Raw genomic sequence first — 14968 nt, 5'->3', positions numbered from 1 at the left:
CCGGCCTCGGCCCGCTCGTCACTCCGAGCGGCTCCGTCCAGGTCCAGGTTCGCCTTTACCCCAGGCTCGCTTGCCGAGCGAGCGTCTACTTGCCGCCCGGACGTCCTGCCCCCGTCTTCAGCACGATCGCCTGGGCCGCCGCGGCGTCGTCGAGCGTCGCCGGAACGGCGCTCGCGCTCGTCGCGGCCTCGCCGCCGCCGGATGTCGCCTCGACCACCAGCGCCCCGTCCCGCTCCCGCACCAGGTGGGAGAACCGCCAGGACAGCGCGTACCCCTCCGGATCCTGGTCCGGCGCGTGCGTCACGGCCGGGACACCCAGCCCCCGCAGCGCCGTTGCGAGCGACGCGGCGCGCTCCGGATGCACGGCGACGAGCACCCGCAGCGCCGGCTCGTCCGCCGCGCCCGCGACGTCGCGCGCCCAGGCCATCGCGTCGAGGTTCAGCGCGAAGCCGACGGCCGGCATCGGCAGGCCGAAGCGGGAGAGCAGCATGTCGTAGCGCCCGCCCGCCGCGATCGCCTCCCCGGGGCCATCGGCCAGTATATGGAAAATTGCACCCGTATAGTACGCCAGCCCGCGGAGCTCGCCGAGGTCGACCCGGAGCGCCGGGCCGAGCTCGGGGCTCGCCCTCGCCGCGTCCCAGAGCGCGCGGAGCTCGGCGAGCGGCGCCTCGGCGGGCGTGCCGGTGAGCAGGCGCGTGGCGCGGTCGAAGACCGCGGCGCCGTCCGGGTCGGCCGCGCCGCCGCCCGCGAGGTCCGGCAGCGCGGCGATGGCCGCGACGATGCGGCGCGGGACGTCGGCGGCCTTCGGGCTCGCGAGCACGGCGGCGAGGCGGGAGGCGTCCTTCAGCTCGAGCACCTCCGAGAGCTCGGCCGCGAGCCCCGCCGGGACGGCGTCGAGCAGCGCGCGCGCGATCATCGCGTGGCCGAGGTCCACCACGAAGTGCTCCAGGCCGGCCTCCCGCGCCGCGGAGGCGGCGAGGCGGAGGATCTCGAGCTCACCGGCGAGCGTGCCGACGCCGTAGAGCTCGACGCCGGCCTGCGGGATCTGCCGGTGGCGCCGCGCCCGCCCCTGGCGGCGGCGGAGGACCGTGCCCTCGTAGCAGAGGCGGATGGGGCGGGGCGCGTCCGCGAGCCGCGTGGCCACGAGCCGCGCGATCTGCGGGGTCATGTCCGGGCGGAGCGCCGCCACCTCGCCCGACTCGGGCTCGATGAAGCGCAGCACGTCCGCGGCGTCGAGCGTGCCGAGCCCGCGCTCGAGCACCTCGGCGAACTCGAACGCGGGCAGCGAGACCGGCTGGTAGCCGCAGAGCACGAAGTGATCGAGCACGCGCTTGGCGAGCGCGCGCCGGCGCCGCGCCTCCTCGGGGAGCAGATCGCGCATCCCGGCCGGCAGCGGGTGGGCCAGCGCACGCGGCGGGGCGGAGGCGGACGGCGCTGGCCGGTCCACCGCGGGCGTCGGAACGTGGCTGTTTCCCCCTCGGGGGGCTTCCCATCGCGGAGCGTCGCTGGACATCGTGGCCCCGCTTATACCGGCTGAGCACGCGGTGCGCACGCGGCGCGCACGTCCGTTGAGCTTGCCGTGGCAAGGCCTTTGCTGGTCGGTGCGCACCACCGGGCCCGTGGGCCGGAAGCGCACGCGGCGCCCCCGACGGAGAGATGGCTCATGGCTCTGACCGCCGTTCCGACCGATGTACCGAGCGCCAGCACGAGGCCTGAGACTCCTCTGGCGCCCTGCGGTCTCACCCCGCCCGGCGCGGTCGGGTCGCGCCCCTCGCCCCGCGCCGCGGCGGGGCCGCTCGCCGAGGTCATCTGCCGGGCGAAGGACGGCGATCGGGAGTCGCTCGACGAGCTCACGCGGCTCATCCGCCCGCACGTGGAGCGGCAGCTCGCGCGCTACCCCGTGTCCGACGAGGATCGGCTCGACCTCGTGCAGTCGACGCTGCTGCAGGTGGTGCGGACGATCCGCTCGTTCCGCGGCGACTCGAGCTTCACGACGTGGCTCTTCCGCGTGACGGCGAACGAGGCGCTCATGCTGATGCGGTCGCAGCGGCGGCAGCGCGCGCGCATCGTCGAGGGGCTCGACTTCGAGGAGCTCGGCCTCTTGCCGACGATGCGCAGCACGATCGGCGAGGACGACGCCGCGTCGGCGGCGGAGCGGGAGGCGTACGTCCGCGAGGCGCTCTGCGAGCTGCCGGACGACTACCGCGACGTGGTGCTCGCGCACTACCACGAGGACCTCGGCCTCCAGGAGATCGCGCAGAAGCTCGCCGTGAGCGAGAGCGCCGTCCGCTCGCGGCTCCACCGGGCGCGCGTGCGCCTGCGCGCGATCCTCAACGCGACCGCGTTCGGGCGCGAGATCGCCGAGGGCGTCGCGGCCTGAGGCGCGCGCAGGCGGCGCCGGCCTGAGGCGCGCGCAGGCGGCGACGGCCTGAGGCGCGCGCAGGCGGCGACGTCCTGCGCGTGCGGGGAGGGAGGCTGGCCGCGCGCAGATCCGACGCGCACCACCCGGGGGGTGTGCAGCTAACGAACGGTGGAGAGCCTGACCGTCGCGTCGCGCCAGCGGCGGAGGACGTCCCAGAGCTCTCCCATGGTACGGAGGAGCACGTCGGGGCGGGCGTCGAGGAGCTCGTCTTGCGATGCGAAGCCGCCGAGGACGGCGATCGATCGCGCGCCCGCGCGGCGAGCGCACTCGATGTCCTGGGGGCCGTCGCCGACCATCACCATCTTGCGCGGCTGGACGCCGAGGCGCGCCGCGAGGTGGAGCAGCGGCGCCGGATCCGGCTTCTTGGCGGCGACGTCGCCGCCCGCGACCACCGCGCGGAAGCGCGGGCCGACCCCGAGCGCGGCGAGCACCGCGTCGGTGGTCGAGCGCGGCTTGTTCGTGCAGACGCAGAGCGCGAGATCGCCGAGGTCAGAGAGCCTCTCGAGCATCTCCTGCGCGCCGGGCATCCAGCGGGTGAAGTCGAGCGGGTGCCGCGCGTAGTAGTCGAGGAAGCTGCGGAGGACGTCCTCGACGCTCTCGGACGTCTCGGGGAGCCTGGCCGCGCGCGCACACAGCGCGCGCGCGCCGTCGCCCACGTACCGGACGATCACCTGCCCGGGCAGCGGGGTCCGGCCCGTCGCCACCAGCGCATGGTTCACCGCCGCCACGATGTCGCCCCGACTGTCGATCAACGTACCGTCCAGGTCGAATACGACCACCGTGGGAGTGAGCATCGCCAGAGAGCCTACGCTGGCGCCCTCGTTGACGGAAGGTATGGCGAGCACCCAGATGTCATAGAAACCGGACTCGATGTCCATTAATCACGACTCTATGTATTGTAAATTTGACATTGGTTCGCCGGTCAGTTACCTGTTCGAGGTCTCAGCAGCCCCGCCAGGGATCGCTGACGCCTCGAACCAGCGCGGCCGAGAGCGGGCGCCGGGGCGCGGCGCGGGGCGAAACCCCGAGGAAATAGAGCCGGGGCCGCGCGCGTGAAGCGGCGCAGACGTCCGGCCATCCGCGGCCGGATGTGTGGAACGCGGAGCTCGCCTCCTGCGGATGGGGAAGGACGCGTTGCCTCGGAGGGCGAGATGACGTTCAAGGAATGGAACGCGGCATGGGCAAGGGGCAGCCTCAGATCACCAACGTCATCCGCGCGCTGAGGTTTCAGGCGGGCGAGATGACCCAGGCGGAGCTGGCCGAGAAGGTCGGCGTCACCCGTCAAACCATCGTCGCCATCGAGCAGGGCCGCTACTCGCCCTCCCTCGAGGTCGCCTTCCGCATCGCGGCGGCCTTCGGCGTGCCGCTCGAGCACGTCTTTCAGTGGAAAGGTGGCGCGCCGGGCGAGCGGGGCTGAGAACAACGGTGCTTCCGGCGGCGTCGGCGCTGTGTCGGTGCAGCTCGCGAGGGCCCTTTGGCGCGGAGGTCACCGGCGTCTGCAGCACGGCGGACCTGGACCTCGTGGAGTCCGTGGGGGCCGATCACGTCATCGACTACGCCGGGAGGGCTCCACCGCCTCATCCGCGAAGTGCCCGCGGTCACCGGGTGTCGCTGCTCCGCGCTGACCTGTCGATTTTGTGATCGAGTTGCCTCGATCCGGAGATTGCACAAGGCGTGAGCCGTGGTGAAGCGCTGACCCTGATGCAGCTCCCCGCCGCAGTTCCGCCCGACAGCCGGGCGGCGGCCGGGCGCCTCACCGGGCTCGTGATGGAGCATTCGGCGTTCGTCTGGCGCTCGCTTGTGCGGCTCGGCGTTCCGCGCGCCGACGCCGAGGACGCGGCGCAGCAGGTCTTCCTCGTGGCGGCCCGGCGGCTCGGGGACATCGAATCGGGCCGGGAGGCCGCGTTCCTGTTCAGCACGGCGCTGCGGATCGCCTCGCGCGCGCGGAGAACCCAGCAGCGGCGGCGGGAAGTGCTGGAGGAAGCGCCCTGCGAGCGCGTCGACCCGGCGCCGGACCCCGAGGAGATGATGGATCGCGCTCGCGCCCGCGCGATGCTCGATGCCATCCTCGACACGATGGCCCTCGAGCAGCGCGCTGTCTTCGTGCTGTTCGAGCTGGAGCAGATGACGACGGCGGACATCGCCGCGCTGCTCGATCTTCCGCCAGGCACGGTCGCGTCTCGCCTCCGCCGGGCGCGCGAGCACTTCCAGGCCGCCGTGAGGCGGATAGAGGCGCGGGCCCATTTCCGAGGTGAATCGCCATGACCGATCCCGAGCGCCTTCTGGACCAGAAGGGGAGTGCTCTGCGAACGACGCTCCTCCGCGCGGCGCTCGACGAGAGTCCGCCGGGCGGCCTGACCCGGCGAATGCTCGTCGCGGTCGGCGTCGGGGCCGCCGTGGCGGGGACGGGGGGCGCGGCCGCGGCGGGGGGCGCGGGCGCGGCGGGGGGCGCGGCCGCGGCAGGGACGGGGGGCGCGGGCGCGGCAGGGGGCGCGGCCGCGGGGGCGGGGGGCGCGGCCGCGGCGGGGGGCGCGGGCGCGGCAGGGGGCGCGGGCGCGGCAGGGGGCGCGGCCGCGGCGGGGGGCGCGGCCGCGGCGGGGGCGAGCGCCGCGCTGAAGGTGGCGGGCGTGGCGGGCGGGAGCGGGATCTTGAGCGCGCTCGGGATCGGCGCGCTCGCGGGGGTGCTCACGCTCGGGGTCGCGGAATGGACGCACGTCGACGCGCCGATGCCCGCGAGGCGCGCTCAGGAGGCGGCCAGCGCGCCGGGGGCGCTCGACGCGCCGCGCGTCCATGGCGCGGCCGAGGCGGAGCTGCACGAGCGCGTCCCGGAGGAGCGAGCGGACGAGGCTCCGCCCATGGCCGCGCCCGCCGCAACGGCTCCTGCTGCCGCGGCGGCGAGCAGCCCGCGCGCACGCGAAAGGAACGCGCCGACGCTGGCCGCCGAGCTTGCGCTGCTCGACACCGCGCGGCGTGCGCTGCGACGCGGTGATCCGGCGGCCGCCCTCGCGCTCCTGGCTCGCCATGCGCGCGAGTTCCCGAGCGCTCAGCTCTCCGACGAGGCCGCCGCGATCCGCGTCGAGGCGCTGGCGAGCAAGGGAGATCGCGCGGGCGCACACGCGGCGGCGCGGCGCTTCCTCGAGGCACACCCGGGCAGCCCTCACGCCGCTCGCGTCGAGTCGGCCGCCGGGCTCGACGCGAGCGAAGGATCCGCGCACCGGAGGAATGGCCCCTCAGATTGATACCGGAGGGGGCCTCGCCATCGCGCGGCGCAAAACCGCGTCCATGCGCTGCTGTTGCTCGGGGAGCACGGGCGCGCGCGGCGCCGGCCACGCGCCCCTGAGGTATGCTCCGACGGACCGTGCCGCCGCCGAACCAGCGCTCCGACCGCGAGCGCGTCCTTGCGTTGCTCAAACGCCACGGATGGAACGCGACCTCGTTCCAGACCCTGGAGTCCGACTTTCGCTACTGGTTCCATGGAGACGACGCCTGCGTCGCTTACGTCGATACCGGCGGCGCCTGGGTCGCCGCCGGCGCGCCGATCACGGCGGCCGAGCACCTGGCCGAGGTCGCGCAGGCGTTCGTGCAGGCGGCCGCGGCGGAGGGGCGGCGGGCGTGCCTCTTCGGCGCGGAGGCGCGGTTCTGCGAGCGGGTCTCGTGGAGCGCGATGCTCGTCGGCGAGCAGCCGGTGTGGGAACCGGCGCGCTGGGGCGGCGTGCTCCGGTCGAGCCGGAGCCTGCGCGAGCAGCTCCGCCGCGCGCGCGCGAAGGGCGTGGTCGCGCGCTCGGTGAGCCGCGGCGAGCTCGAGGACCCCGGGAGCCCGCTGCGGGGCGAGGTGGAGCGCCTCATGGCGCGCTGGGCCTCGTCGCGGCCGATGGCGCCCATGGGCTTCCTCGTGCAGCTGGAGCCGTTCTCGTTCGCGGGCGAGCGGCGCTATGTCGTGGCGGAGGCCGGAGGCGCCGTGGTCGGCTTCCTCGCAGCGGTGCCCGTGTACGCGCGGCGCGGCCTCTTTCTGGAGGACCTGCTCCGCGACCCGTCCGCGCCGAACGGCACCACGGAGCTGCTCGTCGATCAGGCGATGCGCGCCGCCGCGGCGGAGGAGTGCCTGTATGTGACGCTCGGCCTTGCGCCGCTCGCCGGGCCCGTGCGGCGCGGGCTGCGCGCGGCGCGGCGGATCGGGGCTCGCCTGTACGATTTCCAGGGGCTTTACGCGTTCAAGGCGAAGCTGCGTCCCGACGGATGGGCGCCGATTTACCTGGCGGTCCCGCCGGGCGGCCATGGCCTCGTGGCCATCTACGACACGCTCGCGGCGTTCTCGCGCGGGGGGCTCCTGCGCTTCGGGCTCGCGACGCTGCTGCGCGGGCCGGCCGTGATCTTCGAGGTGCTCGGCTGGCTGCTCGTCCCGTGGACGGCGCTGCTCGCGCTCGCGCCCGCGGCGCGGTGGTTCCCGTCACCCGCCGTGAAATGGGCGTGGGTGGCGTTCGACGTGGGCCTCGCGCCCGCCATGCTGCGGCTGAGCCGCCGGTACGGGCAGAGGCTCTCGCTGGCGCTGGCCGCGCTGGTGACCTGCGACGCGGCGCTGACGCTGGCGCAGGCGCTGCTGTTCAACGTGCCGCGGGCGCGGGGGGCGTTCGAGGCCGCGGTCGTGGCGACGGCGGTGGCGGCGCCGGCGGTCGCGGCGGCGCTGCTGTGGAGCGCGCGGATGCACAAGCCGGAGCGGCGCTTCGGATAGGCTCTTACGGCGATGAGGGCTATTCCAGGATCGTCAGAGCCGGCTCGCGCCGTGCGAATCACCTGTGTGTCGGGACGATCTTCCGGATCGTCCCGTCGTCGTTGTAGTAGGCGCGATCGACGCACGTGGATCGCCGGTAGCTGCCGCCGGTCGGCAGCGCGGCGTTGTGGTACGTGAGGTAGCTGGCCCCTTTGAAGTCGAAGAGCGACTGGTGAATGGTGCTGCTGTTCGGCACCGGATCCAGGATGACGCCCCGATGTTGCCACGGCCCCTCCGGCGACGTGCTGGTCGCGTAGGAGATGCTCTCCGGGAACCCCGAAGCGTAGGTCAAATAATAGAGGCCGCCGTGCTTGGACAGAAAAGGCGCCTCGGTGTAGCCGGGGATGTTCTTGAGCACGTGAATCTGCGCGTCGCCGAGGCTGCGGTTCTGCATCTTCCCGCTGCCGTCGGTCGTGTAGGTCTCACCCTTCAGGTGGATCATGTCGTCCTCGAGCTCGACCCAGTACAAGACCCCATTCCCCCAGTACATGTAGGCCCGGCCGTCGTCGTCGACGAACACCGTCGGATCGAGGTTTCGCCACGAATGGTCCGCCGTGCCGGCGGTGTCGGCCAGGAAGACGAGCGGGATCCCCCGTGCGTCCTTGAACGGCCCTTCCGGCTTGTCCGCGACCGCGACGCCGATCGAGATCCCATAACTGGACTGGCCGCCCTCCACCGGCGCGTAGAAGTAGAACTTCGGGTTGCCGTCCTCGTCGTCGCGTTCGACCACCTGACCCGCATTGGCGTTGCCCGTCGAGTCGCCGCCGTGAGCCCAGGAGAACACATTGTAGCGCATCACCGCGCCCTTGTTCTCCCAGTGGATCATGTCGGACGATGTCCAGAGCCGCCAGTCGAACATGCGGTAGCCCTCTGCGCCCTCGGCCTGCTCGTCATGGCCGGTATAGAGGTAGACCTTGTTGTTCCAGACCATGGCCGCGCCGTCCGCGGTGAAGATGTAGTCTCCGGGGCCGCTGGTCGGATCCGGCGCATCGTGCTTGATGATGGGGTTGTCGAACTCTGTCGGGGGCGGCGTGCTGCCTGCGCCGCCGCCGCCTTCCGCGCCGCCGCTGCCGCCTGCGCCGCCGCTGCCATCCGCGCCGCCGCTGCCCGTCGCGCCGCCGCTGCCCGTCGCGCCGCCGCTGCCCACCGTGCCACTGCCGGCGCCCTCACCGCCGCTGCCGCCCGAGCCGCTGCTGCTCGAGCTGTTGCTGGAGCTCGATGACGACGTTCCTGGGCCAGAGGCCGCCGTGTCCGGCTTCTCCTCACCACCGCCGCAAGCCCCCATCCATGCCGAAAGTACAAGACCAGCAATCAGCTTCGAACGAGCGTAGTCCATATCGAGCACCTCCACATCAGCCTATCCAACACGACGACCATGGCGACGGTGAGCACCACCACGCCAGGCTGTACCGTTCAGAAGTCCAGTCCCCGGCCAGTCAATGTGAGCGTTCACATTTGTAGCGTCAATCGAAAATCAGCGTTCCTCCGCGCCGCAGCCTGAGGGTTCGCGCCGCCGGATCGCGTCAAAAGGCGTGCGGCCGATCGCGCTTGACATTCCAAATGTGAGCGTTCACAGTCGCCACAGGCTTAACCGATTCATCAATGGGGCGCATCGCGCGTTCGTGTGCCCGTGTGTCCGCGCGATCGCGGTGGGGGCTGTCGACTCCACCTTCCGGCGAATTGGCCACCTATCATGACCCACACGCTACGGAAGAGGTCAGGCATGCGTTCGACGAGGATGGGACTACGTTGGCTCGGCTTTCCTTCGTTCGCCGCCTTACTCGCGGCGTGTTCCGGCGGGGACCCCCTCTCACCGGAAGGAAATGACGGCGGTGGCTCGGGCGACACCACATCCGTGGTGGCGGGCAGCGGCGGCGCAGCCCCGATGCCGGCGGCAGGAGCCACGAGCGGCGGTGCCACGAGCGGCGGTGCCACGAGCAGCGGCGCCACGAGCAGCGGTGCCACGAGCAGCGGCGCCACGAGCAGCGGCGCCACGAGCGGCTCGGGTGGAGGCGCAACGACCGGAAGCGGCGGCTCGGGCGGAATCGACCCGGACATGACCATCGCGCCGGAAGGCAAGATTCCGAACATGCCAATGCCGGCGAACAAGACCAACTTGCCGCGCAACAGCTGGCGAGACGGCCTGGTGTCGCCGACGCTCGAGGCGGGCCATCACCAGAACCAGCCGATCGTCATCAACGGCTACGTTCAGGGCGCCGGCAACGCCGAGATCGTCTTCTACGACATCGCCGATCCGACCAACCCGAAGATGCTCTCGCGCATCCAGAGCCCTGGCTTCGATCCCAGGGGAGGGCCCAAGGGCGTCGGCGAGGCGGAGTCGCACCAGACCTCGCTCGGCCGCTATGGCGACAAGTTTTACCAGGTCACCACCTCGGGCACCGGTGTCGACATCTGGGACGTCACCGACGCCCGCGCGCCTCGTCACGTGAGGCTCGTCAAGCTCGACGGCATCAACTACGGGGACTTCACCGACGCCGTCTGGGGCATGTACTGGCAGGGCAGCGTCATCTACGTCGGCGGCACCAACACGGGCCTGCACATCCTGGACGCCGCGGATCCCGAGGACGTGAAGTTCGTCAAGAAGATCCCGATTTCGCAGTTCGGCGGCGTGAGCGCCGGTCCGCTGTGGGCCGTGGGCAATACGCTGGTCATCACGACGCCCAAGGACAACGGCGGCATCGCGACGATGGACATCAGCGATCCGATGAACCCGGTCGCGCTCGACTTCATCACCCCGAGCAAGAGCTACATCTGCGGTCTGTACGGCAAGCACGTTTACGTGCAGTCGCCGCTGCGCGTGTGGGACGTGCTGACCGACCCCACCGACATCGGCTCGGCCAATTCACCCATCGCCACGCTGCCCGACTCGGCGTTCAGGGCCATGGGCTACCCCGCCGGGTCCGAGTACATGAGCTTCTCCGACGGCACTCTGTTCCTCGGTCACCTGCGGCCGGACGCCGGCGTCTCCAAGATCGACGTGCGCGACATCCACAAGATGTCGATCAAGAGCCGGGTCTGGGGGCGGCTCGAGTTCACGAACGGCGACGACCAGTTCTCGATCCCGGTCGGCAGCCTGGTGGTGCTGGCCGACGACGAGCTGCCCTACCGCGGCATGGTCATCGCCGCGCACTCGACCGAGCCGGACACCACGCCCCCGGCGGTCGACACGGTGCTGCCGAAGAACGGGGCGACGGGTCTGTCCAGGAAGTCGCGCATCGGCCTCAGCCTCACCGACAACGTCGAGATCGCCACGGTTCACAACGGCAGCTTCATCGTAAGGCCGGTGGGCGGGCAGCAGGTGAAGGGCAAGTTCGGCCTGTACATGGGCATCGTCAACTTCGACCCCGACGAGGATCTGATGCCGAACACCACCTACGAGGTCGTCCTGCCGAAGGACGGTATGAAGGATCTCGTCGGTAACGGCATCGCGGCCGAGTTCAAGTCAACGTTCACGACTGGTCCCTGAGCCATGCGCTCGCTCCCGAAGCTCCTCGGCCTGTTCGGAGGTATCTGCTCCGTGGCGGCCTGGCCGACCCTGGCGCACGCCATCACGGCCAGCGTCGCCGAGCGCGTGCCTTCGGTCGCCGGCGAGGCCGTCACGTTCGACCTGACGATCGGCGACGCGGTCGGCCCCGTGCAGGTGCGCTGGGACATGGGAGACGAGACACGCACCGAGTTCACGGTCGACGACGTGCAGCAGGTGCACACCTACGCCGCTCCGGGCCACTACCCGGTGCTGGCGACGGTCAAAGACGATGTCGGGTTCACCAGCGTCGCGTTCGTGCACACGGTGCACCGGCCGCTCGTCACGGGCAACGCGGCGGGCTCGACCGATCTCGTCTACGACCGGCCGAACGCGAAGGTCTACACGGCCAACTACGAGAACGACAGCGTGAGCGTGGTCGACGCGAACGCGCTGACCAAGCTCGCGGAGGTGCCGGTGGCGCGCGGCCCGGTCGGCGTCGCGCTCACGGCGCAAGGCAAGCTGTGGGTGCTGCACCGCGACGCGCACGCTCTCTCCATCATCGACACCACGTCGCTGGCGGTGGAGAGCGAGGTCAGCCTGCCGTACGCGTCGCAGCCGATGGGCCTGGCGATCAGCCCGGCCGGGGACGCCGCGTACGTGACGCTGATGGCGGTCGGCAAGCTGCTGAAGCTGGACGCGGCGAGCGGCGCCGTCGTGGCCGAGCTCTCGCTGGGCGGTACGCCGCGGGGCGTCTCGGTGTCGCACGACGGCTCGCAGATCTACGTCACGCGCTTCCTCTCCGGCGACAGTCACGGCGAGGTGGCGCGCATCGACGCGGCGACCTTCCAGGTGAGCACGCGCTTCGAGCTCGCGGCGGACACCACGACGGAGGACACGGATCAACAAGGGCGTGGTCTGCCGAACTACCTGTTTTCGGTGGGGCTCTCGCCCGACGGCATGTTCGCGTGGGTGCCGGGCAAGAAGGACAACATCTTCCGTGGTCCATTTCGCGATCAGCTCGATCTCACAGACGACAACACGGTGCGGCCGCTCGTGGCGCTGTTGAACCTCGCGGACGGCGTCGAGGACGCCGCGCGGCGCATCGATCTGGATGATCGCAATCTGCCCAACCAGGTCGTGTTCACGCCGCTCGGCGACTATGCGTTCGTCAGCGTCGCCGGCTCGGCCCTGGTGGAGGTTCGCGACGCCTACACGGGCGAATTCGTGACCGCGCTGAAAGAGACGGGCTTTGCTCCGCGCGGGCTGGCGCTCACCGAGACCGACAGGCTGTTCGTGCACGCATCGCTCAGCCGTACGGTGGCGGTCTACGACGTCGCCGACATCGTCAGCTCGCACGACCTCATCACCAAGAAGCTGGCCGACATTCCGACCATCGCTGCGGAGAAGCTCGATGCGCAGGTCTTGCGCGGCAAGCAGCTGTTCTTCAACTCAGCCGACATACGCATGAGCGACCAGGGCTACATCAGCTGTGCGTCGTGTCACTTCGACGGCGCGGAGGATGGGCGAGTCTGGGACTTCGGCAGCGTGGGGGAGGGGCTTCGCAACACCGTCTCGCTGCTCGGACGGCGCGGCACGGGCCACGGCAACGTCAACTGGAGCGGCAGCTTCGACGAGATCCAGGACGCCGACGACAACATCCGCGACCTGTTCGGCGGCAAGGGTTTCCTGACCGACGAGCAACTCGCCGTGGGAACCGTCGGCACGCCGCGCGGCGACAAGAAGGCCGGCCTGAGCCCCGAGCTCGACGCGCTGGCGGCGTTCCTCGGCTCGCTCGACACGTACCCCCCGAGCCCCTTTCGCAACGCCGACGGCTCGCTCACCCAGGACGGCGTCGCGGGTCGCGCCATCTTCAAGCGCCTGGGTTGCGGCTTCTGCCACACGGGGGCCGACGGGACCGACAGCGCGGGTGGCAAGCTGCACGACGTCGGCACCGTGAAGGCGTCGTCGGGGATGCGCGCTGGTGAGCCGCTGTTCGGCATCGACACGCCGACCTTGAACGGCGTCTGGGAGACGGCGCCGTACCTGCACGACGGCTCCGCGCCGACGCTGCGCGATGTCCTCGTCACGGCCAACCCCGAAGATCGTCACGCCTTCACCAGCGCGCTCGGCGAAGCCGAGCTCGGGCAGCTCATCGCCTACGTGCAGCAGCTGGACGGCACCGTCGACCTGGAGCCGAGCGAGGAGGACGGCGCGGGTGAGGAGCCGAGCGAGGAGGGCCTTTGGGGCTGCAGCGCGGCGGGCGGGCGCGGCGACCGCCACGCGCCTCTCCTCTCGTTCGCGCTCGTGGCGGGGTTGATGACGCTCGGCGCCCGCCGAGGGAGGCCCGCGTGAGGCGCACGCAGAGCCTGTGCGTGGTTTCGCTGCTGCTGGCGGCGTGCGTCGGCGAGATCGGCGGGGGCGTTGCCACGGACGAGGCGATGACCGACTGGGACACGCTGCCGTCCGTGAATGCTCCCGATCCGGAGCTGTCGGCCCTACCCAGGCGCGAGGCGCAGCACCGCGCGCTGTGCGCGACGCCGCGCGGCGACAGCTTCTGGCAGGCGGTGTGCGCCACGCCCCGGCCGAACATCACCGACTTCGCCAGCTTGCTCAGCGTCGCGAAGCTCGACGAAGATCGCGCCTTCGCGCTCACCGGCAACTCCACCTCGCTCGTGAAGGGCGCCGTCTCTGCGGTCAATCCGCGCCTCATCGTCTTTCCGCGCGTGACCGAGATGCGCGAGAGGCCGGCTGAAATGACCGCGCTCGGCTTCGTTCGCGGCGAGCCCTTCGTCGAGATCGTGAGCCGCGACCTCTCGACCGGTGACTACAATTTCTACCTGTTCACGTTCGAGCGGCCGTGTGATTACGACGGCAGCTGCGATCTCGCGAGCTTGCTCACCGAAGAGATGGAGCACGGCTGGACCGCGTTCAGCGTTTACAGCGAGGAAGACGTCGAGAACACGTCGTTCGACTGTCGCTCGTGCCACCAGCCCGGCGGCTATGGCACGAAGAAGATCTTGCGCATGCAGGAGCTGGAGTTCCCCTGGATGCACTGGTTCCCGCAGCGCTTCGTGCAGCGGACGGAGTCCGATCGGGTGCTCACGGCGCAGTTCCTGGAAGCCCACGCAGAGGACGCGCAGTACGGCGGCATCCCCACCGCGACCATCCAGAATGCCATCGACGAGGGCAGCGGCGCGCAGCTCGAGGCATTGCTCGTCGCCGAGGGCCAGGCGGCGCAGCCGAACGCGTTCGACCCGCGCATCGAGGCGGAGGCCAAGGCCGGCTCGTCGAGCTCGATCTGGGAGGCGCAGTTCGCCCTGTCGCTGGCGGGTGATTCGATCTCGGTGCCTTACCCGCTCGTGGACGTGACGGATCCCGCGCTCCGCGCGGAGCGGACCCGGTCCTACCTCGACGTGGTGACGGGGGCGGCCCCGCGACAATCCCTGCTCGATTTGCGCGACCTCTTCTCCGCGGACGCCAAGGTGAAGCTCGGCCTGGTGCCGCCGCCGGGGGCGAGCGGGCGCGCCGTGCTCACGCAGCTCTGCTCGCGCTGCCACGACGGTCGCGGGAACCCGGCGCTGAACCGCGCCAAGTTCAACGTGAAGGACCTGGACGGCATGTCGCGAGAGGCGAAGGACAAGGCCATCTTCCGCTTGCAGGAGCCCGCGACCTCGCCGCTGCGCATGCCGCCGTGGCGCGCCGCCGACGCGCTGCCCCCCGCGGAGCTCGCCGCGGCCATCGAAGAGCTGGCGAAGTAGCGCCGTCCGCGTAGCCGCCGCGCGCCAGTTTGGGATTGACGCCGGCAATGTGAGCGCTCACATTCGGCGCTCCAGGGCCTGCATTGCCTTGCCCGCTTCGCGCTGGCGTGACGTACCCGAGGGGCACCGTGTACCACGAAAAGAACGCCGTCTGGCGCTTCCACGTCTTCTGCTTGCTCTCGAGCGTCGCGTTGCTGGCGTGCGGCGAAGAGAGCGGCGGCGCGGCGCAAGCCGCGGGCTCGGGCAGCTCGAGCGTGTCAGCGGCCAGCGGGCGTCGACCAGCGTGACCGCTGGGTCAGGTGGCGCTGCCAGCGGCAGCGGCGGCGCCGACGTGAGCGACGGCGGAATGGGCGGAGCGGGCGCGGGGGGAGCAGGGGACGGCGGCGCCGGAGCGGGCGGAGCCGGTGGCTCGCCGCTCCCGCCGATCACCGATTACTCCGCCGAGGGGCCGTTCGCGACGACGGTGGAGCGGAGCGCGGGACCGAGCGGAAACCACACGATCTTCAGGCCTGAACGCCTGGGTGAGGGCGGCT

11 protein-coding genes and 1 pseudogene are annotated in these 14968 nt (G+C 71.3%); 9 read left to right on the top strand and 3 right to left on the bottom strand.

Annotated elements, in window-relative coordinates; translation table 11 throughout:
* Window positions 1–85 precede the first annotated feature (85 nt).
* Window positions 86–1381 carry an ATP phosphoribosyltransferase regulatory subunit gene (locus ACSRUE_RS03930; RefSeq protein ID WP_441289844.1) on the bottom strand — a complete coding sequence of 432 codons (1296 nt, stop codon included), beginning with the start codon at window positions 1379–1381 and terminating at the stop codon, window positions 86–88.
* 282 nt (window positions 1382–1663) lie between these two features.
* On the opposite strand from ACSRUE_RS03930, the gene ACSRUE_RS03925 reads away from it, so the two are divergent.
* Window positions 1664–2380, top strand: a complete 717-nt coding sequence (locus tag ACSRUE_RS03925; protein WP_441289843.1) for an RNA polymerase sigma factor — start codon at window positions 1664–1666, stop codon at window positions 2378–2380.
* A 140-nt stretch (window positions 2381–2520) separates the two neighbouring features.
* Here ACSRUE_RS03925 and ACSRUE_RS03920 read toward each other — a convergent pair whose 3' ends face one another.
* Window positions 2521–3300, bottom strand: coding sequence for an HAD family hydrolase (locus tag ACSRUE_RS03920; RefSeq protein WP_441289842.1), 780 nt, complete (start codon window positions 3298–3300; stop codon window positions 2521–2523).
* 299 nt (window positions 3301–3599) lie between these two features.
* Between ACSRUE_RS03920 and ACSRUE_RS03915 the strand changes: the two genes are divergently transcribed.
* The 5 genes and pseudogenes from ACSRUE_RS03915 to ACSRUE_RS03895 all read left to right on the top strand — a co-directional run bounded on the left by ACSRUE_RS03915 (window position 3600) and on the right by ACSRUE_RS03895 (window position 7151).
* A complete protein-coding gene (locus ACSRUE_RS03915) occupies window positions 3600–3839 on the top strand; it encodes a helix-turn-helix transcriptional regulator (protein ID WP_437769929.1) in 240 nt (79 codons plus the stop codon).
* A gap of 7 nt (window positions 3840–3846) precedes the next feature.
* Window positions 3847–3979, top strand: a pseudogene (locus ACSRUE_RS03910) (zinc-binding dehydrogenase); the annotation flags it as partial.
* A gap of 117 nt (window positions 3980–4096) precedes the next feature.
* Complete coding sequence (locus ACSRUE_RS03905) at window positions 4097–4687, top strand: RNA polymerase sigma factor (RefSeq protein WP_437762724.1); 591 nt, start codon at window positions 4097–4099, stop codon at window positions 4685–4687.
* Entirely contained in the window at window positions 4684–5661 is a 978-nt protein-coding gene (locus ACSRUE_RS03900; protein ID WP_441289841.1) for a hypothetical protein, read from the top strand. The genes ACSRUE_RS03905 and ACSRUE_RS03900 overlap by 4 nt, the downstream gene beginning before the upstream one ends.
* Window positions 5662–5765: 104 nt before the next feature.
* Window positions 5766–7151, top strand: coding sequence for a phosphatidylglycerol lysyltransferase domain-containing protein (locus tag ACSRUE_RS03895; protein WP_441289840.1), 1386 nt, complete (start codon window positions 5766–5768; stop codon window positions 7149–7151).
* A gap of 58 nt (window positions 7152–7209) precedes the next feature.
* Here ACSRUE_RS03895 and ACSRUE_RS03890 read toward each other — a convergent pair whose 3' ends face one another.
* Entirely contained in the window at window positions 7210–8526 is a 1317-nt protein-coding gene (locus tag ACSRUE_RS03890) for a glycoside hydrolase family 43 protein (protein WP_441289839.1), read from the bottom strand.
* 549 nt (window positions 8527–9075) lie between these two features.
* On the opposite strand from ACSRUE_RS03890, the gene ACSRUE_RS03885 reads away from it, so the two are divergent.
* The 3 genes from ACSRUE_RS03885 to ACSRUE_RS03875 are packed head-to-tail and all read left to right on the top strand — an operon-like array spanning window position 9076 to window position 14435.
* Window positions 9076–10677 (top strand): Ig-like domain-containing protein, encoded by a 1602-nt coding sequence (locus ACSRUE_RS03885; protein WP_441289838.1) that lies wholly within the window; start codon window positions 9076–9078, stop codon window positions 10675–10677.
* A gap of 3 nt (window positions 10678–10680) precedes the next feature.
* The gene (locus ACSRUE_RS03880) at window positions 10681–13029 is read left to right on the top strand and encodes a PKD domain-containing protein (protein ID WP_441289837.1); all 2349 of its coding nucleotides are present in this window, start codon (window positions 10681–10683) and stop codon (window positions 13027–13029) included.
* Window positions 13026–14435 carry a c-type cytochrome gene (locus ACSRUE_RS03875; RefSeq protein ID WP_441289836.1) on the top strand — a complete coding sequence of 470 codons (1410 nt, stop codon included), beginning with the start codon at window positions 13026–13028 and terminating at the stop codon, window positions 14433–14435. The genes ACSRUE_RS03880 and ACSRUE_RS03875 overlap by 4 nt, the downstream gene beginning before the upstream one ends.
* Window positions 14436–14968 lie beyond the last annotated feature (533 nt).

The sequence above is a fragment of the Sorangium sp. KYC3313 genome (assembly GCF_052075895.1).
Classification (GTDB): domain Bacteria; phylum Myxococcota_A; class Polyangia; order Polyangiales; family Polyangiaceae; genus Sorangium; species Sorangium cellulosum_B.
This window is presented reverse-complemented; position numbering and strand designations above follow the sequence as displayed.